General features: G+C 59.2%; 14 protein-coding genes. 3 read left to right on the top strand and 11 right to left on the bottom strand.

Annotation, left to right across the window (positions count from 1 at the left end; translation table 11 throughout):
• The 5 genes from astB to HK44_RS01510 all read right to left on the bottom strand — a co-directional run bounded on the left by astB (window position 1) and on the right by HK44_RS01510 (window position 6588).
• Window positions 1-1347, bottom strand: a complete 1347-nt coding sequence (gene astB, locus HK44_RS01530) for an N-succinylarginine dihydrolase (RefSeq protein WP_019693159.1) — start codon at window positions 1345-1347, stop codon at window positions 1-3.
• A 142-nt stretch (window positions 1348-1489) separates the two neighbouring features.
• Window positions 1490-2959, bottom strand: a complete 1470-nt coding sequence (gene astD, locus HK44_RS01525; protein WP_187682476.1) for a succinylglutamate-semialdehyde dehydrogenase — start codon at window positions 2957-2959, stop codon at window positions 1490-1492.
• Window positions 2956-3981 (bottom strand): arginine N-succinyltransferase, encoded by a 1026-nt coding sequence (gene astA / locus HK44_RS01520; protein WP_019693161.1) that lies wholly within the window; start codon window positions 3979-3981, stop codon window positions 2956-2958. The genes astD and astA overlap by 4 nt, the downstream gene beginning before the upstream one ends.
• 68 nt (window positions 3982-4049) lie before the next feature.
• Window positions 4050-5069, bottom strand: a complete 1020-nt coding sequence (aruF, locus tag HK44_RS01515) for an arginine/ornithine succinyltransferase subunit alpha (RefSeq protein ID WP_019693162.1) — start codon at window positions 5067-5069, stop codon at window positions 4050-4052.
• A 298-nt stretch (window positions 5070-5367) separates the two neighbouring features.
• Entirely contained in the window at window positions 5368-6588 is a 1221-nt protein-coding gene (locus HK44_RS01510; protein ID WP_019693163.1) for an aspartate aminotransferase family protein, read from the bottom strand.
• 286 nt (window positions 6589-6874) lie between these two features.
• On the opposite strand from HK44_RS01510, the gene HK44_RS01505 reads away from it, so the two are divergent.
• Window positions 6875-11590 carry a dermonecrotic toxin domain-containing protein gene (locus HK44_RS01505; RefSeq protein ID WP_019693164.1) on the top strand — a complete coding sequence of 1572 codons (4716 nt, stop codon included), beginning with the start codon at window positions 6875-6877 and terminating at the stop codon, window positions 11588-11590.
• Between the two features lie 33 nt (window positions 11591-11623).
• Here the strand turns inward: HK44_RS01505 and argR are convergent, their stop codons facing one another.
• The 6 genes from argR to acs form a co-directional block, all read right to left on the bottom strand.
• Complete coding sequence (argR, locus tag HK44_RS01500) at window positions 11624-12604, bottom strand: transcriptional regulator ArgR (protein WP_019693165.1); 981 nt, start codon at window positions 12602-12604, stop codon at window positions 11624-11626.
• A gap of 113 nt (window positions 12605-12717) precedes the next feature.
• Window positions 12718-13482, bottom strand: a complete 765-nt coding sequence (locus HK44_RS01495; protein WP_019693166.1) for an ABC transporter ATP-binding protein — start codon at window positions 13480-13482, stop codon at window positions 12718-12720.
• Window positions 13483-13518: 36 nt separating this feature from the next.
• Window positions 13519-14217: an ABC transporter permease gene (locus tag HK44_RS01490; RefSeq protein WP_019693167.1), complete on the bottom strand. Its 699-nt coding sequence runs from the start codon at window positions 14215-14217 to the stop codon at window positions 13519-13521.
• Window positions 14214-14903: an ABC transporter permease gene (locus HK44_RS01485; protein ID WP_019693168.1), complete on the bottom strand. Its 690-nt coding sequence runs from the start codon at window positions 14901-14903 to the stop codon at window positions 14214-14216. The genes HK44_RS01490 and HK44_RS01485 overlap by 4 nt, the downstream gene beginning before the upstream one ends.
• 90 nt (window positions 14904-14993) lie before the next feature.
• Window positions 14994-15770: an ABC transporter substrate-binding protein gene (locus HK44_RS01480; RefSeq protein WP_019693169.1), complete on the bottom strand. Its 777-nt coding sequence runs from the start codon at window positions 15768-15770 to the stop codon at window positions 14994-14996.
• A gap of 729 nt (window positions 15771-16499) precedes the next feature.
• A complete protein-coding gene (acs, locus tag HK44_RS01475; protein WP_019693170.1) occupies window positions 16500-18455 on the bottom strand; it encodes an acetate--CoA ligase in 1956 nt (651 codons plus the stop codon).
• A 416-nt stretch (window positions 18456-18871) separates the two neighbouring features.
• On the opposite strand from acs, the gene HK44_RS01470 reads away from it, so the two are divergent.
• Entirely contained in the window at window positions 18872-19135 is a 264-nt protein-coding gene (locus HK44_RS01470) for a DUF2790 domain-containing protein (RefSeq protein WP_019693171.1), read from the top strand.
• Window positions 19136-19799: 664 nt separating this feature from the next.
• Complete coding sequence (locus tag HK44_RS01465) at window positions 19800-21047, top strand: ribonucleotide-diphosphate reductase subunit beta (RefSeq protein ID WP_019693172.1); 1248 nt, start codon at window positions 19800-19802, stop codon at window positions 21045-21047.
• The last annotated feature ends 126 nt before the right edge of the window (window positions 21048-21173 follow it).

Here is a 21173-nt window from a genome sequence, read left to right as displayed (position 1 = left end):
TCAATTGATCTGGAATGGATAAACCGCGCCCAGTTTAAGGATTTGCGTCAGTTCATCCAGTGCCGTCCGGCACTCAAGCAACAATTGTGGGTCCGCCAGATCGCTTTCGGTCATGCGGTCACGGTAGTGCTTGTCGACCCATTGGGTCAGCGTGCCATACAACGGCGGGGTCATGATAACCCCTGGGTTGACCGCCGCCAGCTCAGTTTCATTCAGTGCGACACGTAACCGCAGGCAAGCCGGGCCACCGCCGTTCTGCATGCTTTGCTTGAGATCGAAGACTTTCACTTCGCGAATCAGGCCGCCAGAGCTGGTCAGCTCTTGCAGGTACTGCCAGACGCGCGGGTTGTTCTGGCACTCTTGCGGCACGATCAGCAGCATCGAACCGTCAGCGCGCGACAGCAACTGGCTGTTGAACAGGTAAGAACGCACGGCATCTTCGACCGACACCTGGGAACGCGGCACACAGATCGCCTTGAACTGGCCGCCACGCTTGGCAAGCTTGGCCGACAGTTCAGCCAGCATCTGCTCGGTATCGAGGAACGCGTCCTCGTGATAGAACAGCGCTTCGCCGTTACCGACCGCAATCACGTCGTTGTGGAACACGCCCTGGTCGATCACCGAAGGATTCTGCTGGGCGTACACCACGCCGTCATCGCTCAAGCCATGCAGACGGGCAACCGCTTGCGAGGCTTCAAGGGTCTGACGCGCCGGGTACTTCTGCGGTGCCGGGTAGCGGGTATCGAACGCGCTGCGACCAAACACGAAGAACTCGACACCGGCTTCGCCGTACTCACGGCAGAAGCGCGTGTGGTTGGCTGCGCCTTCGTCACCGAACTGCGCCACCGCAGGCAACGCGGCGTGGTGGGCGAAGTGTTTCTGGTCCGCGAACATCGCGCCCAGCACGCGGCTGGTAGTCGGGTGTTCGATGCTGCGGTGATATTTGCAGTTGAGGTTGGCGGCGGTGAAATGCACGCGACCGTCGGCGGTATCAGCGCTCGGGCTGACGGTGGCGGCGTTGGCCACCCACATGCTCGACGCCGAGCAGCTGGCAACCAGCAACGGCATCGCCTGTTTCGCGGCTTGCTCGATCACTTGAGCGTCGGTGCCGCTGAAACCCAGGCTGCGCAGCGCGCCGACATCCGGACGCTCTTGCGGCGCGAGTACGCCTTGCTGGAAGCCCATTTCCATCAGCGCTTTCATTTTTGCCAGGCCTTGCAGCGCCGCTTCCTTCGGATTGGAGGACTGCTGGCTGTTGCTCTGGGACGCGACGTTGCCGTAGGACAGACCGCCGTAGTTATGGGTCGGCCCCACTAGACCGTCAAAATTGACTTCATAGGATTTCATCAGCGAGGCTCCACGAGAATCTGTTGTTATAGGCTTCAGTAACTAACTGTTCAGTGCGACCGAGTCGCGGCCATCGCGAGCAGGCTCGCTCCCACATTGGATTGTGCAAACCCGTGGGAGCGAGCCTGCTCGCGATGCGGTCTTACGACATCCGCACGCCTGGGGTCAGGGCTGCCGGCAAGGTCAGGCTTGGGGTTTCCAGCGAGGCCACCGGGTACGCGCAGTAATCCGCGGCGTAATAGGCACTGGCGCGGTGGTTGCCCGAAGCACCCACACCGCCGAACGGTGCGCTGCTCGCGGCGCCGGTCAGCTGTTTGTTCCAGTTGACGATACCGGCGCGGCTTTCCAGCCAGAACTGCTGATAACGCGCTTGCGAATCCGACAGCAAACCTGCGGCCAGACCGTATTGGGTGTTGTTGGCTTCAGCAATCGCAGCCTCGAAATCGGCGTAGCGAATCACTTGCAGCAACGGGCCGAACAGCTCTTCGTCAGGACGATCGGCAACCGCGCTCACATCAAGAATGCCCGGGGTCAGCAATGCGGCGTTAGCCTGTGGCTGGGTCATTTCCAGCAGCGACACCGCGCCATTGGCCAGCAAGTGTTCTTGCGCATCCATCAGCGCTTTGGCAGCGGCCAGAGAAACCACCGAGCCCATGAACGGTGCCGGTTGTTGATCGAACGCACCGACGTCAATCGTCGCGCTGACCGCCACCAGACGCGCCAGCAGCGTGTCGCCCCAGGCGCCTTGAGGTACCAGCAAGCGACGGGCGCAGGTGCAACGCTGACCGGCAGAAATGAACGCCGACTGAATAATCGTGTACACCGCAGCGTCGAGGTCTGCGACCTGATCGACCACCAGCGGGTTGTTGCCGCCCATCTCCAGCGCGAGGATCTTGTCCGGACGTCCGGAGAACTGCGCATGCAGGTGATTGCCGGTACGGCTGGAACCGGTGAAGAACAGACCGTCTATCCCTGAATTGGCCGCCAAAGCGATCCCGGTTTCACGCGCGCCTTGCAGCAGGTTCAGCACGCCAGCAGGCAGGCCGGCTTCGATCCAGCACTTGACCGTCAGCTCGGCGACTTTCGGGGTCAGCTCGCTTGGCTTGAACAGCACGCTGTTACCGGCCAGCAGCGCCGGAACGATGTGACCGTTCGGCAAATGCCCAGGGAAGTTGTAAGGACCAAACACCGCCACCACGCCGTGAGGCTTGTGGCGCAGCACGGCGGTGGCGTCGCCCAGCGGGCCGCTCTTCTCGCCGGTACGCTCGCGGTAGCTCTGCACCGAAATGGCGATCTTGTTGACCATGCTGGTCACTTCAGTCGCGGCTTCCCACAGCGGCTTACCGGTTTCTTCACCGATGCAGTGAGCCAGTTCGTCAGCGTGTTTTTTCAGGCTGGCGGCAAACGCTTCCAGCACGCCGATGCGCTCTTCCAGGGAGCGTTTGGCCCAGGCCGGGAAGGCCTGACGTGCGGCTTGCACGGCGCTCTCGACCTGAGCAGCGCTGGCGCCCTGCCCCGACCACAACACCTGTTGGGTGACCGGGTTCAGCGATTCGAACGTGTCACCCTGGCCAGCCAGCCATTCACCTGCGATATAAAGCGAATTCATTATTTCGACTCCCGAGCAGCAGACAACGGCACGGCGCGTACTTGGTCGCCGGCATTGAGTTGAAGACGTTTGGCGGTCAACGGATCAACCACCAGGGTACCGGCAGCTAAGCGTGCGGGAGCGGCAGTGATCCGGCAGTCTTCGCGTTTGCGGTTGTGAATCAAAAATGGTGTGGCGTCGTCACCCGGGGTGCCGATGGCCAGTACCAGCGCCTGGCTGTCGCGGACCGCGCGGATCTTGCCGGTTTCGCATTCAACGGCAGGACCGGCGTCGAAGATGTCGACGTAACCCTGGTAGCTGAAGCCTTCGCTCTTGAGCATCGCCAGCGCCGGCTCGGTGTCAGGGTGAACCTTACCGATCACATTGCGCGCGTCTTCAGAGAGGAAGCAGGTGTACAACGGAAACTTCGGCATCAGCTCGGCGATGAACGCCTTGTTGCCCACGCCCGTCAGGTAATCGGCCTGGCTGAATTCCATTTTGAAGAAGTGCCGACCCAGGCTTTCCCAGAACGGCGAACGGCCGGCTTCATCGGACACACCGCGCATCTCGGCGATGATCTTGTTGCCGAATAGCTGCGGGAATTCGGCGATGAACAGCATCCGCGCCTTGGCCAGCATGCGGCCATTGAGGCCGGAACGGTAATCGGCGTGCAGGAACAACGAGCACAGCTCGGAATTGCCGGTCAGGTCGTTGGCCAGGAACAGCGTCGGGATTTCACGGTAGATGTTCAGCTCTTGCGAAGCGCTGACGGTCAGACCGACCCGGAAGTTGTACCAAGGCTCACGCAGGCCGACAGCGCCGGCAATCGCGGAAATCCCCACCACGCGACCGTCATCGTCTTCGAGCACGAACAGGTAGTCCGCGTCGCCGCGCCCCGCTTCGCCGCGAAAGGTCTTTTCAGCCCAGCCAACCCGATGAGACAGACGCTCTTCGTTGGCCGGCAAGGTGGTCAGGCCGGTGCCGGTGCTGCGGGCCAGGTCGATCAGCGCGGGTAAATCGCTGCTGCGTACGGGACGAACGATCATGCTTTCTCCTCAAACGGGTCGCTCAGGCCACCCGTAAAACTCTCTGCTCTTAAGCCTCGAATCAGGCCTTAAACTGCCACCAGGCGCACGCTGGCACCTTCACCGACGCCCAGGGCTTCGGCGGCTTCAAGATCCAGGGTTACCGGTTTGCCCGGCGCATAATCCAGCTCGAGCAATACCGCGCGGTAATCCTGCAACTGGGCATTGGCCACCAGGTACTGACGACCGGCGCCTTTGACCGGCTCACCGATTTTCACCGGCACCACACGGCTTTGGGCGATCGAACGGATGCCCGAGACACGAGCATGCAGGGTCGGGCCACCGTCGAAAATGTCGATGTAGTGATCGGTCTCGAAGCCTTCGCGCATCAGGATGTCGAAGGTGATCTGCGCCCGTGGGTGCACCTGGCCCATCGCCTCTTGGGCGGCGTCCGGCAGCAGCGGCACGTAGATCGGGTAATGCGGCATCAGTTCGGCGAGGAAGGTCCGGCTCTTGAGCCCGCACAGACGCTCGGCTTCGGCGTAGTTGAGGTCGAAGAAGTTGCGACCGATGGCATCCCAGAACGGCGAGTCGCCATTTTCGTCGCTGTAGCCGACGATCTCGGTGACCACCGAATCAGCGAAACGCTCCGGATGGCTGGCAACGAACAGCAAGCGACCGCGAGAGTTGAGTTCCGACCAAGGCGAGCCGACTAGTTCCGGCAGCACGTAGAAGCTGGTCAGCAGACTGTTGCCGGTCAGGTCGTGGCACTGGGAGAGCACATGAATCTTGTTATGAATTTTCAGCTCGCGAGAAGCGTGCACGAAGGTTTCATTACGGAAGCTGTAGAACGGCTCCGAATAACCGGCCGACGCAACGATGGCCGAGCAACCCACCAGCTTGCCGGTGGCGGTGTCTTCGAGGACAAAAAAATAGCTTTCTTCACCGTTGAAGCTGACTTCGGCAGCGAACGACGCTTCGCTTGCGGCGATCTTGTCGCTCAAGCGTTCGACATCATCCGGCAAGGAGGTGACACCAATCGGGCTGTCCGCAGCCAGACGCTGTACCTCGCCCAGATCAGCCATTTGCGCGGGGCGCATCACCAGCATGGTGTCACTCCTTTCTCGAAAAACTCTTTGAGGAAAATAAACCGGGCCGGCCTAGAGTCACTCCGACTCAAGTGTGGGAGCAAACTTGTGTGGCGAGGGGGCTTGCCCCCGTTCGATTGCGAAGCAATCGTAAACCGGTCTCCACTTTCTGATTCAAGAGTGTGGTGACTGGTTTTAGGGGAGCTTCGCCCCCCAACGGGGGCAAGCCCCCTCGCCACACAGGCTCGCTCCCACATAAGAACCGGCCCGGCATAAGAATTTGGTTCGACGCCTGAGTGATCAGGCGTCGAAGGGACTATCAGGCTTGAGTCAGTTTGGCCACGGCGCGTTCGAAGCGCTCCAGGCCCTCTTCGATGTCCGCGTCTTCAACCACCAGGCTTGGCGCGAAGCGAATCACGTCCGGGCCGGCTTGCAGAATCATCAAGCCTTCTTTTTCGGCGGCGTTGAAGATGTCCTTGGCCTTGCCTTTCCAGGCGTCGCTCAAGACGCAACCGAGCAACAGGCCCAAGCCACGCACTTGAGTGAACAGGCCGTACTTGGCGCCGATCTGCTCCAGGCGAGTCTTGAACAGGTCGTGCTTGGCTTTGACGCCATTGAGCACTTGCGGTGTGTTGACCACGTCGATCACCGCTTCCGCGACGGCGCACGCCAGCGGGTTGCCGCCGTAAGTGGTGCCGTGAGTGCCGACGACCAGGTGTTTGGCCAGGTCTTCGGTGGTCAGCATCGCCGCGATCGGGAAACCACCGCCCAGGCTCTTGGCGCTGGTCAGGATGTCCGGCGTCACGCCGTAATGCTGGTAGGCGAACAGCTCGCCGCTGCGGCCCATACCGGTTTGTACTTCGTCGAAAATCAGCAGTGCGTTGTGTTGGGTGCACAGCTCACGGGCGCCTTGCAGGTACGCAAGATCAGCCGGCAATACGCCGCCTTCGCCCTGGATCGGCTCCAGCACTACCGCGCAGGTCTTGTCGGAAATGGCCGCTTTGAGCGCATCCAGATCGTTGAACTTGACGTGAGTGATGCCGGTGATTTTCGGACCGAAACCGTCGGAGTACTTCGACTGGCCACCGACGTTCACGGTAAACAGGGTACGGCCGTGGAAGCTGTTGAGCGCGGCGATGATTTCGTATTTCTCTGAACCGAAACGATCGTGGGCAACACGACGGGCCAGCTTGAAGGCGGCCTCGTTGGCTTCGGCGCCGGAGTTGCAGAAGAACACGCGCTCGGCGAAGGTCGCGTCGATCAGCTTGTGGGCCAGGCGCAAGGCCGGCTCATTGGTGAACACGTTGGACACGTGCCACAGCTTGTTCGCTTGCTCGGTCAAGGCACCGACCAGCGCCGGGTGGGCGTGGCCCAATACGTTAACCGCAATCCCGCCGGCGAAGTCGATCAGCTCGCGGCCAGACTGGTCCCAAACGCGGGAACCGGCGCCACGTACCGGAATGAAAGCGGCAGGCGCGTAGTTGGGAACCATTACCTGGTCAAAATCGGCGCGTTGTACCGCAGCGTGCTCAACGGACATCGGAGTCTCCTGATGAGAAACACCCGCCTGAAACTGGCGAGCGATGAGGGGATTGTAAGGACAGTTTTCAGCCCGGCCTTGCCGCCAAGCGACAACTTCTTATAGCGCAAACACAGGTTTGACCCGGGTTTACGGCAATGCGACAAATAGGGTCGCAAAGGCGCAGTTTAAACTGCCGGAGCAGGTTATAGGCAGGCTTGTCGAACCGTACGGTAAATATGTACTGCACGGAGCACATCGCCGTTTGTTTTCCTTGTGTCTACTCCAAACGCCAAGGGACTTGCGCATGAATCAACACCACGACGAGCTTGCCGCTCATCCGGACAGCCACTACCAACACCTTTCCACAATCCTCCCGACCTGGGTCTTACAGGCGTCGCCCGAGACGCGCAACGCACTGAAAAACGCCAGGCTCGAAACGCCTCAGCGGTATCGCAACGCGACCCGCCTGCAACAGCAGACACTGAGCGCACTCAACACCGAACACTGGTCCCATCGAAACCAGCTGGAGCAGATGCTGGGCAATCTGCAAAACGCCCGCACCTTCGCCGAACCGCTGCTGAGCGAAGCGCTGAAAACCCGCTTCGGCCTGGAACTGGACGTCAAGAGCACCTTCCTGCGCCTGTACATCCCTCAGACCATCCCCTGGTTCCCGGTCAAATCCGGGGCCGCGCGCACCTGGACAGTGTCATTGCTCGACGCCGCCCTGCACAACTTTCAAGCATCGGAGACCGAGGCGGACGCCTATGAGCCGGCCTCGAGCTTCATCACCGAACCCTCCTCCACCGGACAGTTCGACACGCTGCCAACGATCAAGCAGCACCTCACCATCGCCGGGTTCACCCGGCTGTGCCGAGAACTGGATATCGGCGGCCAGTACAGCGCCTATCTCAACGACAACCTGGGAGTGACCAACCCGCTGGTCGACGCCGCGTTAAAGCCACGCGTCAGGAACGCGCAGCACGCCGCGCTCAAGTCGGCACTGCACCAGGGACTGCTTGGGCAGGATATTGAAAACGATACCTGCGACGCGATTCTCGGCTTCCTGGAGGGACGGCCGGGCATGAAGCTGGACGGTGAGCCGTTGCACGGCCATGACCTGACGATGATGTCTTCAGCGCTAACGGGCATTGTCATTTTCGCCCCCAACCTTGATCGCTCGCGCCAGGCAACGCGGATCGTGGTCTATATCCCGGAAGATCCCGAACATCCCGTCAAGCAGTATCCCGACACGCTGGCGTTCATGACGGAACTGACCCGCAAGCTGCGCTCACCCGCCTACCAGCGCTTTTTCAGTCAGTTCGTCGATCATTCAGAGCGGGGACATTTTTTCGCCGACCTCAACCGCCGCCTTAGCGCCGTGACCTGGCACCAGCATCAGCACGGCGACCCGCTGCCCAGCTGGCGAGAGACGCCCATCGACAAACCCGATTTGCGATTTGCGCTGAACCCGATCAGAACCGACCTGTGGTCCCACCTCTATCAACGACAATTGAACAAGATCCTCAATGATGCGCAAACCATTGCCATCTCCACCGCCAGCGCTGACCGAAACGCACGATGGGCGCTGTGGGACGCCTTCAGCAAAGTCGCCTCAACGATCCTTGAAGTGGCCGCGTTCGTCGCCCTGCCCTTTGTTCCGTTCCTCGGCGAACTGACACTGGCCTACATGGCCTACCAACTGCTCGACGAGGCTTTTGAAGGCATCGTCGACTGGGCCGAAGGCCTGCAAAAAGAGGCGTTCGGACACCTGATGGGCGTCGTCGAATCGGTCGTTCAACTGGGGACATTCGCGGTGGGTGGCGTCATTGCTGTTGGGGAGATCAAACCCCTGCTGCCCCGCGACACACTGGCGCTGTTCGACCGACTTATCCCCGCCAAGGCTGCCGACGGCAAAACACGCTACTGGAAGCCGGACCTGACACCTTACGAGCACTCCGTAAACTTGCCGACCGAGGCCAAACCCGATCACCTCGGCCTGTATCAACACCAGGGCCAGACCCTTCTGCCCCTTGAAGACAAGCTCTATGCCGTGCGCTTGAATAGCGAGACCGGGCAGTTTGCACTTCAGCATCCGAGTCGGGCCGACGCTTATCAGCCACCTCTGCGACATAACAACCACGGCGCCTGGCAAACCGGACTCGAACAACCGCTGAGCTGGGACCGGGAAACCGTCATGCGTCGCCTCGGCCATAGCGTCGAGTCGTTCAGCAGCGTCGAACGCGAACAGATCCTGCGGATCAGCGGCTTTCACGACAACGTATTGCGCGAAACGCACGTCGAAAACTATCGCCCACCTTCGCTACTGACTGACACGATCAAGCGCTTCAAGATCGATCGGGACATTCAGACCTTGATCGAGCAGACCAGTAGCGACCAACCCGAGCATTATCAGGCCCTGAACCAGCGCAAATCGCTGTTCGAATCTCGCTACCGTGAACTTGAAAAAACCGATGATCAGCACGTTCAGCTACTGCTCGGCGTAGTACAGAACTTACCGACAGACATCGCGCAAGAACTGGTGAGCAATGCAACGGGCACCGAGCTGATGAGCCTGCATAACGGTCAAGTGCCGCAGCGACTCAAGGACGTGGCGCTAAAAGCCATGGAGGCCGTGCGTGTCGCCAGAGCCTATGAGGGGTTTTACCTCGAAGACATGGAGTCGGCAGATACGCACCGACTGGCTTTGCACAGCTTCGAATCATTGCCCGGCTGGCCCGGCCGCCTGCGCATCGAGGTGAGGGATTATTCGCACGACGGTACCTTGCGCGACAGCATTGGCCAGGCCGACGCGCCGATCCTCAGAACGCTGGTGCTTGCTGATGACTTCACCTACCAGGTTCATGAGAACAAAAAGTCACCCGGCGACTTTTATCGCGCCATCCTTCTGGCGTTGCCGGATGCAGATCGCACGGCATTGGGCTTCACCCTCGAAGACGGCGCGGCCCTCAAGCAGCACATCGCCGAACACGCTTTGGACCAACCGACGTTACGCACACTGCTCGCAAAACACCCTCATCGAAAACCGTTCTACGACCCGACAACCATGCGCCTGCCGGGTGGCACACAGGGTTACGCTCGCAACAACCGCACGACGCCGACCCTCAACGACAGGGTTCGCGAGGTTTACCCAAGCCTTTCAGCCGAAGAACTCGACTCCACGGTCCTGGCGTTACAGCGTCATCCCGACGGCGCTCGCGTAGAACTCTCACGCCTGGCCAACGAGCTCACGCAGCTGCATCGGGACCTGGGGATCTGGGTAAACGATACGCCCACCGTCCACCCCGAAACCAGGGTTGCGCTAAGCGACCTGGAGCAACAGGTCGCACAACACAATCGCCGGTTACTGGCCCAGGAAATCCAGCGTAGCTGGCGCCGACAATCCGATCGGGACTTTGACGCCCCGGATGGCACCCGCCGGTATGCGCTCAGGTTCGCCGAACCGTTACTCGGTGATCTGCCAACACTGACTGCCGATTTCAGTCATGTCTCACTGCTGTCTCTGGAAGGTAGTCGTGCGGGACATGGCGTCCACGGTTTTCTGCAGAATTTCAAAGGTCTGCGCCGTCTCGATCTGCGCCTCGTATCGTTGACGACCCTCCCCGACACCATTGCCCTTATGCCGAACCTCGACACGCTGATTCTCAACGATTGCGGCATCCGGTTCGACCCAGCCACCTGGTCGAAGCTGTCTTCAATGAACAAACTGGTCATGCTCGATCTGCCCAACAACCCGTTTACGTTAGTGCCCAGCGTCGAATCGATGCCCGAACTCGTTTACCTTGACCTGAGCCATACCGGCCTGACCGAAATTCCTGCCAGCATCATCCACCACCCCAAGCTCGATAGCGCCAGACTTTCCGGCAACAGGATCAGCGAACTGCCTCGCGAATTATTCGACAGTCCGGCGTACAAAAAACACAGCTTGTTTCTTACGCATAACCCACTCTCCGAGAGCGCGCGACAACTGATCAAGCGCCACTACTTCGACTCCCTCTATGACCTGGGGGTCTATGCCCCCGAGGCGGATATCGAACGAGTCAGGGCGTTGTACCCGAATCTGGAGGTGGAGCAGGCGAGCGACTTTGTGTACGAGTTGCCCGGCACACTGGAAGACGGTCGACTCGAACTGGCAAGCCTGGAAGCAGAGTTCAGCCGACTCAGCACTGACTTGTCTGCCTGGACGGCCGATCTGCCGGCCCGACACCCGTTGACCGGTGAACCTTTCAATGCACAGCAACAACTCACCGAGCATTCGAGTCGCGACGAGTTCAAGCAATTGCTGGAACAGTGCTGGCGACATGAAACCGATCTGGATGATTTTAATGAGGCGCTTGAGCCCACGTTTGAACTGGTCATCACCCCCCTCATCAATGGAGATCTGCCAACCCTGAGCGCCGACTTCAGCCATGTGACGTCGCTGGAGATGCGCAGCGCCGATGGCGTAACCCGCACCGGACGTTTTCTGGAGTCCTTCCCCAACCTCAAAAGCCTCAGGCTGCGCGCCTGCAACCTGGGCAATATTCCCGACGCAGTGTTCAAGATGGGGCAACTGCGGTCGCTGTCGCTCCCTGAATGTCGCGTCAGTCTGTCAACGGAATCGGCAAGCGCGCTGGCGGGAATGGAACAGCTCGATTATCTCGATCTGGCCCGCAATCCTCTAGGGCGAACGCCTGACCTCAGCCAGATGACAGGGCTGGCGACCGTGCTGCTGAATGAAACCGGCATCACCGAAATTCCGCACGGCCTGCTGCAAATGACAGACCTGGACTGGGCCGACCTCAGTGGCAACGCCATCACCGAAGTTCCGAGCGATGTGCTGGAACTGCCGCTGGAGCTCGCTGAAAACATCACGTTAAGAGGCAATCGGTTTTCCGAGGAGAGCCTGTTACAGCTGATCGGTTTCTTCGAAAGGACGGGCACCGACTTCGGCGTGCAAGAGGTGATCGACCGAGGTGAAATGGAGGTTTCATCCACTGACGGCACCGAGGTCGACGAGTAACGCAGACTTCAGCTCAGAGCGTGGCGTGCCTGATCACCCACGCTCCGACGGCACCGAAGACAATTCGAACGGGCTGCTGCTGCGCCGCTGGTTGCGATCTTCCCGCGGCGTGGCACCGAAGAAGTTGCGGTAGGCGCTGGAGAAATGCGGCCCCGAAGAGAAGCCGCACGACAGGCCGATCTGGATGATCGACTTGCTGGTTTGCATCAACATCTGCCGGGCCTTGTTCAGGCGCAGTTCCAGGTAATACTGGCTCGGCACGCGGTTGAGGTACTGCTTGAAAATCCGCTCCAACTGCCGACGGGACACGCACACATGCTGGGCGATCTCGTCGGTGGTCAGCGGTTCTTCGATGTTGGCTTCCATTAGCAACACGGCTTGCGTGAGCTTCGGATGGCTGGAGCCAAGACGATTCTGCAACGGAATGCGCTGACGCTCGCCGCCCTCACGAATGCGCTCGACCACCAGTTCTTCGGACACCGCACCGGCCAGCTCAGCACCGTGATCACGGGCCAGCACCGCCAGCAACAGATCGAGCACCGACATCCCGCCACACGCGGTCAGGCGATCGCGATCCCAGTCGAACAGATGACTGGTAGCGATGACCTTGGGGAAACGCTCGGAAAAATCATCCTGCCAGCGCCAATGCACCGCCGCACGATAGCCATCGAGCAAACCGAGCTGGGCCAACGGATAGACACCGGCCGACAGACCGCCAATCACACAACCGGCACGCACCAGTTGCTTGAGCGCGCTGCTCAGCGCCGGCGCCAACGTCGTCGGCGGCTCATCGGCCAGCAGAAACAGCTTCTGGAAGTTTTCCAGCTTGCCGGTCCACGGCTCACCCGGCAATTGCCAGGCCCCTTCGGCAGGCGTTTCGGCCTGCAGAAACGACAGTTCGTAAACAACTTCCGGATGCACGCGCTGAGCAACACGCAAGGCCTCCTCGGCCAGCGCCAGCGTCAAGGCTTTAGTGCTGGGCCAAATCAGGAAACCAATTCGATGGGCAGTCATGGCGGGCAGTCCGAAACGAAAACAGTGTTAAAAGCCGGAGGCGGCAGCAACCAAATTAGACCATCTGGCGCGCGGTGCGCAGCATGACCTAATTTGGTGCGTAACGGGAGCGATTACTTCAGGCTGCCCGAGAGGAATTGTTGCAGGCGTTCGGACTGTGGATTGACCAGCACTTCACGCGGGTTGCCGCTTTCTTCAACCACGCCTTTGTGCAGGAACACCAACTGGTTCGACACTTCACGGGCAAAGCCCATTTCGTGCGTGACCACGACCATGGTCCGGCCTTCCTGGGCCAGCGCCTGCATCACTTTCAGCACGTCGCCCACCAGCTCCGGGTCGAGTGCCGACGTTGGTTCGTCGAACAGCATCACCTCGGGCTCCATCGCCAACGCACGGGCAATCGCCACACGCTGCTGCTCACCGCCGGACATATGGCCCGGGTAGGCATCTTTACGATGGGACACGCCGACCTTGGCCAGATACAGCTCGGCTTTTTCACGGGCTTCGGCCTTGGACATACCGAGGACGTGAACCGGTGCTTCCATGATGTTTTCCATCGCGGTCATGTGCGACCACAGATTGAAATGCTGGAACACCATCGACAGCCGCGAACGCATGCGTTGCAGTTGTTTCGGGTCGGCGGCTTTCAGCGCGCCGTCCTTGTTCGCCACCAGTTTCAGCTCTTCGTTGTTGAGCAGAATCTTGCCGGCGTGCGGTTGCTCAAGCAGGTTGATGCAACGCAGGAACGTACTTTTGCCGGAGCCACTGGAACCGATGATGCTGATCACATCGCCGGCTGCCGCTTTCAGGGACACGCCCTTGAGCACTTCGTGACTGCCATAGCGTTTATGCAGGTCTTGGACTTCAAGTTTGTACATGCTGTCGGTTCTCACAAAAACAGTCAGTCAGTGGTTTCAGTGCTTGCGCGGGGCGAGGTAGCCCAGCCAGCGGTGCTCGGCCATCTTGAACAGGCGCACCAGAATGAACGTCATGCACAGGTAGAACACGCCTGCGGTGATGTAGGCTTCGAACGGCAAGTAGTACTGAGCGTTCACGGTACGCGCGGCACCGGTGATGTCGATCAGGGTCACGATGGACGCCAGACTGGTGGTCTGCAGCATCATGATCACTTCGTTGCTGTACTGCGGCAGCGCCCGGCGCAGGGCCGACGGCAGCAGGATGCGCTTGTACATCTTGAAGCGCGACATGCCCATGGCCTTGGCCGCTTCGATCTCACCGTTCGGCGTAGCGCGCAGGCTGCCGGCGATGATTTCAGCGGTGTAGGCACTGGTGTTGATCGCAAACGCCAGGCACGCACAGAACGTCGCGCTGGACAGCCACGGCCAGAGGAAGCTTTCACGGACCGCTTCGAACTGCGCCAGACCGTAGTAGATCAAGAACAGCTGCACCAGCATCGGCGTGCCGCGGATCACGTAGGTGTAGAGCCAGGCCGACATGTTGACGATCGGCTGCTTGGAAACCCGCATCAAGCCCAGCGGCAAGGCGGCCAGCAAACCGAACAGCAGCGACAGCGCGAGCAGTTTGAGGGTGGTGACCAGGCCGCCGAAGTACAGCGGCAGGGCCTCCCAAATGACGTTGTAGTCGAAGATCATAGATCAGCCGCCCTTACGCCTACCGAGTAGCGCTTCTCAAGGTGACGCAATGCCAGCAACGAGACGCTGGTGATCACCAGGTACATCGCCGCCACTGCGAGGAAGAAGGTGAAAGGCTCGCGGGTGGCATCTGCCGCCTGCTTGGCCTTGAACATCATGTCTTGCAGACCGACCACCGAAATCAGCGCAGTCGCCTTGGTCAATACCAGCCAGTTGTTGGTGAAGCCCGGAATCGCCAGGCGAATCATCTGCGGCACCAATACCCGGAAAAACACCTGAAAACTGCTCATGCCGTATGCTGCACCGGCTTCTGCCTGGCCTTTGGGGATCGCCATGAAGGCCCCACGGAAGGTTTCCGACAGGTACGCACCGAAGATGAAACCCAGGGTGCCGATACCGGCGACCAACGGGTTCAGGTCGATGTAGTCGTCATAGCCGAGCAATGGCGCCACACGGTTGAGCAAGTCCTGACCGCCGTAGAAAATCAGCAGGATCAGTACCAGATCGGGAATCCCGCGGATCACCGTGGAATACAGATCGCCCAGCCTGGCCAGCCAGCGTATCGGCGACAGGCGCAATGCGACCCCGATCAGACCCAGAACAATGGCCAAGGCCATGGACGACAAGGCGAGCTGAAGCGTCAGCCATGCGCCATCGAGGATGACAGCCCCGTAGCCTTTCAACATGATTCAGGTCCTCGAAAGTTGGGATGAAAAAATGGCGCAAACCTCAGAGATCCTGTTGCTTGCGCCATTTCGGATGGACGTGCGAGCTATTTACTTACCGTAAATATCGAACGCGAAGTACTTGTCCTGGATTTGCTTGTACTTGCCATTCTCACGAATGGTCGCGATGGCCGCGTTGATCTTGTCCAGCTCAGCTTTGTCGCCCTTACGAACCGCGATGCCTACACCGTCGCCGAAGTATTTGACGTCGGTGAACGCCGGGCCAACGAAGGCAAAGCCTTTGCCAGCGTCGGTTTTCAGGAAGCCGTCATCCAGCAGGGTAGCGTCGGCCACGGTGCCATCGAGGCGACCGGCAGCCACGTCCAGGTAGATTTCGTTCTGCGAGCCGTACGGCTTGACTTCAGCACCCAGCGGCTTCAGGACTTCTTCGGCGAAACGGTTGTGGATCGAACCACGTTGCACGCCGATTTTCTTGCCCTTGAGTTCGGTCAGGTTGTCGCTGACCTGAGTACCGGCCTTCATGACCAGACGTGCCGGGGTGTTGTAGTACTTGTTGGTGAAGTCCACGGACTTCTTGCGGTCGTCAGTGATCGACATGGACGACAGGATCGCGTCGATCTTGCGCACTTTGAGTGCCGGGATCAGACCGTCGAACTCTTGCTCGACCCAAACGCACTTGACCTTCATCTCTTCGCACAGGGCGTTGCCGATGTCGTAGTCGAAACCAACGATGCTGCCATCCGGCGCCTTGGACGCGAACGGAGGGTAAGCCGCCTCGATACCAATTTTCAGAGGCTTTTCATCGGCGAACGTTGGCAGGGACAGCACGGACAGTGCCAGGGCGCCAAGAAGCACGAGTTTCTTCATCTTAGGACTCCATCGGTATAGGGCGAAAACGGCAGAGTGAGCGACAGCCCAATATGCGAATGAGTGGATCTGGAAAGCGGCGCTGCGTCGTAGGATTGTTGCGTTGAGATCAGCTTTGATTTCAACGCAGGCAACGGCGAGCGAGTGATCGGCATTCTAACGACAGGCCCGAAGCCGATATTTCTTCAATGCGACAACAATTTACAGAAGCACCGAAAAACCCGACCGAGCACATTGACAGTCCTGCAAATTCATGCAAGAGCAAAAGACAGTGAACCGATCTATGTTGCAAATTGCGGGCCCATTATTCGCAAACCCTTCTAATCCGGCAAGCGCAGCGTTGTGTCTTATTTTTCAGGTGGCCTGAACAGGCCCTGGAACGGGGCTTTGCGTTTCCCAATGCCTCGAAAGCGGGCGAGCGGTTACACATTTAGTTACTTGAAGGGTGGCGGGTAACAGTGGGAAGCGTCGTACAGGGGAAGCCGATAAATATTGGTTGGTGATGGGGTGTCTGACAGACCGCCATCGTCGGATCGCCGCCCGGAGCAGGCTCGCTCCCACAGGGGATTTGTGGGGGTGTACAAGGTTTGTGTTTCAACACGATTTAGTGTGGGAGCGAGCCTGCTCGCGATGAGGCCAACCCTAGCAATAGAGACTCCAAACCCAATCACCACAAAGCCCCACCAGGCTCAACACCGGGTGGGGCTTTCGATGACTCAAGAACCGCTGTTACGCGACGTTCATGGTCTTGTGCGTATCGATCAAATGCTGCACCACACCCGGATCGGCCAGGGTGGAGATATCCCCCAACCCGTCGTATTCACCCGTGGCGATCTTGCGCAGGATACGGCGCATGATTTTCCCCGAGCGGGTTTTCGGCAGGCCTGGCGCCCACTGGATGACATCCGGCGAGGCGATCGGACCGATCTCTTTGCGCACCCAGTTTTTCAGTTCCAGGCGCAGCGCTTCGCTTGGCTCTTCGCCACCGTTGAGGGTGACGTAGACATAAATGCCCTGCCCTTTGATGTCGTGCGGCACACCGACCACCGCCGCTTCGGCGACTTTCGGGTGAGCGACCATCGCGCTTTCAATCTCGGCCGTGCCCATGCGGTGACCGGAAACGTTGAGCACGTCATCCACCCGCCCGGTGATCCACCAGTAGCCATCGGCATCGCGACGTGCGCCGTCACCAGTGAAGTACATGCCACGGAAGGTCTTGAAGTAAGTGTCGACGAAGCGGTCGTGATCGCCATACAGCGTGCGCGCCTGACCCGGCCACGAATCGAGAATCACCAGGTTACCCTCGGCAACACCCTCGATGATGTTGCCCAGGTTGTCGACCAACGCCGGCACCACCCCGAAGAACGGCCGCGCCGCCGAGCCAGGCTTGAGCGCGTGAGCGCCCGGCAGCGGGCTCATCAGGGTCGCGCCGGTTTCGGTCTGCCACCAGGTATCGACGATCGGGCAACGGGATTGGCCGACGTTCTTGTAGTACCAGTCCCACGCTTCCGGGTTGATCGGCTCACCGACCGACCCCAGCAGGCGCAGGCTGCTGCCATCGGAACCTTCAACGGCTGCGGTGCCCGACGCCATCATGGCGCGGATCGCGGTTGGCGCGGTGTAAAGGATGTTGACCTTGTGCTTGTCGACGATCTTCGCCACCCGGGTGATGTCCGGGTAGTTCGGCACGCCTTCGAACAGCAAGGTGGTGGCGCCGTTGGCCAGCGGACCATAGACAATATAGGTGTGGCCGGTGACCCAGCCGACGTCGGCGGTGCACCAGTAGATTTCGCCCGGACGGTAGTCGAACACGCGCTCGTGGGTCAGCGCGGCGTACAACAGATAGCCGCCGGTGGTGTGCTGCACGCCCTTCGGCTTGCCGGTGGAGCCCGAGGTATACAGGATGAACAGCGCTTCTTCGGCGCCCATCTCTTTCGGTGCACACACAGTGCCCGCGACTTTCATCAGGTCTTCGTACCAGATGTCGCGGTGCTGGTTCCACTTGATGTTGCCACCGGTGCGCTTGCACACGATGACCTTCTGGATGCTGCTGGTTTCCGGGTTGGTCAGCGCGTCATCGACGTTGGCCTTGAGCGAGATCTTTTTGCCGGCACGCAGGCCTTCGTCAGCGGTGATCACCACTTTCGATTTGCAGTCGATGATCCGACCCGCCAGGGCTTCCGGCGAGAAGCCGCCGAACACCACCGAGTGAATCGCGCCGATCCGGGTACAGGCCAACATGGCGACCACGGCTTCGGGGATCATCGGCATATAGATAGTCACCACGTCGCCGCGGTGCACATCCTGGCCGCGCAAGGCGTTGGCGAACTTGCAGACTTGTTCGTGCAGCTCGCGATAGGTGATGTTGCGGCTCTCGGCCGGGTCATCGCCCTCCCAGATGATCGCGATCTGATCGCCACGCTCGGCGAGATGGCGGTCGAGGCAGTTGTAGGAAACGTTCAGCGTACCGTCGGCGAACCATTTGATGTCGACATGGTGATCGTCGAAGGACGTCTGCTTCACCGTGGTGAAAGGCTTGATCCAGTCGAGGCGCTTGGCTTGCTCGCGCCAGAAGCCGTCAGGGTTGACGACCGACTGCTGGTACATGGCCTTGTAGGTCGCCTCATCAGTCAGCGTGTTGGCCGCAACCTCGGGACGAACGGGATACAGAGAAGCCGCACTCATCTTTCTTACCTCGGTGGAATAGTTGTTTTTGTATGGCCCCGTTGTAGCCCGAGGCGGGCCTATAGAACCATTCGACGATGGTAGTAACAAGCCCCTACAAAACGTCGTGATTACCGGGCAAACCGCTCAGACACCGCGGTTTCAGTGGCTTTGAGCCGATTCGAGAAAGCCGACCCTGACGCATACGAGGTCGTTATTAAGGGATTGTTACAGGATATGCTAAAAGTCTTTATCAAATGCACACCTATATGCGTGCAACTCGGGTGCCTAAAATCAGCCTCGCCAACCAGGCAAACGTGATTAACCCAGTTGCAGCCCCCACGAAGGCAGTTAATCCAACACTTAGTCGTCAAGTTCCACACGCAACCCCAAAAAGGTTGCGTGACCCCATTCGACCTTAGAAAGGTAAAATCGAGATGAAAGCTTTATTGGTTCTGGCCCTCAGCAGTCTGTGCGTAACCGCCATGGCAGACGAGATCCTGACTGATGTCGCCAGCAATACCGTACCGGTTGAGGAATACACTTACTCGACTCACCTGGACATCGCCAAAGTTATCTCCATGAGCGAAGTTCCAAGCGTTTGCGAAGTTGTACCGGCCCGCATGGAATATGAAGACTCGAAAGGTCAACGGCATATTCTGCGCTACAGCGTGATGGGTAACGGCTGTTCTAACGGCTGATCATCAATGCTGAGGTTTGGCTTATTGCCAAACCCGACATCACCGCCCGACCCTCGTCGGGCGTCGTTGTGTCTGGAGCGACAGAAACGCAGATCAAAACACTACATGTAGTGTAAAAAGCCGACATTGGTTGTTTTTTGAACAGATCATCCAATCAACAATTGCCGCCCGAAACTGCACACAATCGCGCCCCGAAAAACACCCCATCTCCCCTGCAAGTCCCATCCCATCGGGCTTGCGGCGTTTTGACAGCCAACACCGGCGTCATCAGCGCTGCCGAGCCGCCAAAAAACGACAAAAAAAATCTTCATCGGCCAAAGCCCTGTAAACCCTTGCTCCGCCTTGATTACGCGCCCTGCCGAGGGTTCTCTGAGCCACTTCGTCGCACCACAACCGTGAAAAAACACCTATAATGCGCCCGTAAATCGGGCCTGCAACATCCCCTTACAGGAGGATGCAGGACGCTGAGGCCACCGCAGGAGCTGACGACGTTATCTCCGCCCTTAGCGACTTCAGGACACCCGTACACATTTCTGTTTTTTGCCTGCGTATTGCTGCAACAAACGATTCCTTTTAGAGACAACGCGGCCACCGAGCCGTGTGAAAAACCGACCATCAGTGTTTTCACACGGGCGACTGGCCCTCACGCAGGAGACGACACGTCATGCTGAGCTGGGACGAATTCGACAAAGAAGACGGCGAAGTTGTCGCCAAAGGCGCCAATGCTGGCCACGCTACTGAAGCCAACATGGACCGCCTCGACAGCGCCGGTGGTGCCGCAGCGCTTGAAGCGCGCGCCGTAACCGCCACCGACTCGGCTGCGATCATCCGCGCCAAGGCCGCCCTCGACAAACTCGACGTCGCCGAAGGCCTGGCCGAACTCGAAGGCGCTTCTGCCCGCGTTGCGGTCGACGAAAAGCGCATGATCAACTGCCGCGCCGACCTCAACCAACTCGTCCCGTTCAAATACGACTGGGCCTGGCAGAAGTACCTGGACGGCTGCGCAAACCACTGGATGCCGCAAGAAGTCAACATGACCGCCGACATCGCCCTCTGGAAAAACCCGGAAGGCCTGACCGACGACGAGCGCCGCATCGTGATGCGCAACCTCGGCTTCTTCTCCACCGCCGACTCCCTGGTTGCCAACAACCTGGTGCTGGCCGTGTACCGCCTGATCACCAACCCGGAATGCCGCCAGTACATCCTGCGCCAGGCGTTCGAAGAGGCGATCCACACCCACGCCTACCAGTACTGCATCGAATCGTTGGCCATGGATGAAGGCGAGATCTTCAACATGTACCACGAGATCCCATCGGTCGCGAAAAAAGCCACCTGGGGCCTGAAGTACACCCGTTCGATCTCCGATCCGAAGTTCGAAACCGGCACCGTCGAAACCGACAAAGAACTGCTGCGCAACCTGATCGCCTACTACTGCGTACTGGAAGGCATCTTCTTCTACTGCGGCTTCACCCAGATCCTCTCCATGGGCCGCCGCAACAAAATGACCGGCGTCGCCGAGCAGTTCCAGTACATCCTGCGCGACGAATCCATGCACCTGAACTTCGGCATCGACGTGATCAACCAGATCAAAATCGAAAACCCACACCTGTGGGATGCTGAAATGAAAGAAGAAGCGACCCAGATGATTCTGCAGGGTACTCAGCTGGAGATCGAATACGCTCGTGACACCATGCCTCGCGGCGTGCTGGGCATGAACGCGGCGATGATGGAGGACTACCTGAAGTTCATCGCTAACCGTCGCCTGTCGCAGATCGGTTTGAAAGAGGAATATCCAGGGACGACTAACCCGTTCCCTTGGATGAGCGAGATCATGGACTTGAAGAAAGAGAAGAATTTCTTTGAGACAAGAGTGATTGAGTATCAGACTGGTGGGGCGTTGAGCTGGGATTGATTCTTGAGCTAGCCGCGATTTGACGGCTTAAGAGCGACAAATCGAAAAACAAAAAGCCCTGACCTGATCGGGGCTTTTTTATTGGATAGGAATATTCATTCCCCCACGCTTGGACACCAAAAATCC

This window comes from Pseudomonas fluorescens HK44, from assembly GCF_000217955.3.
In the GTDB taxonomy this organism is placed as follows: Bacteria; Pseudomonadota; Gammaproteobacteria; order Pseudomonadales; family Pseudomonadaceae; genus Aquipseudomonas; species Aquipseudomonas fluorescens_AQ.
This window is presented reverse-complemented; position numbering and strand designations above follow the sequence as displayed.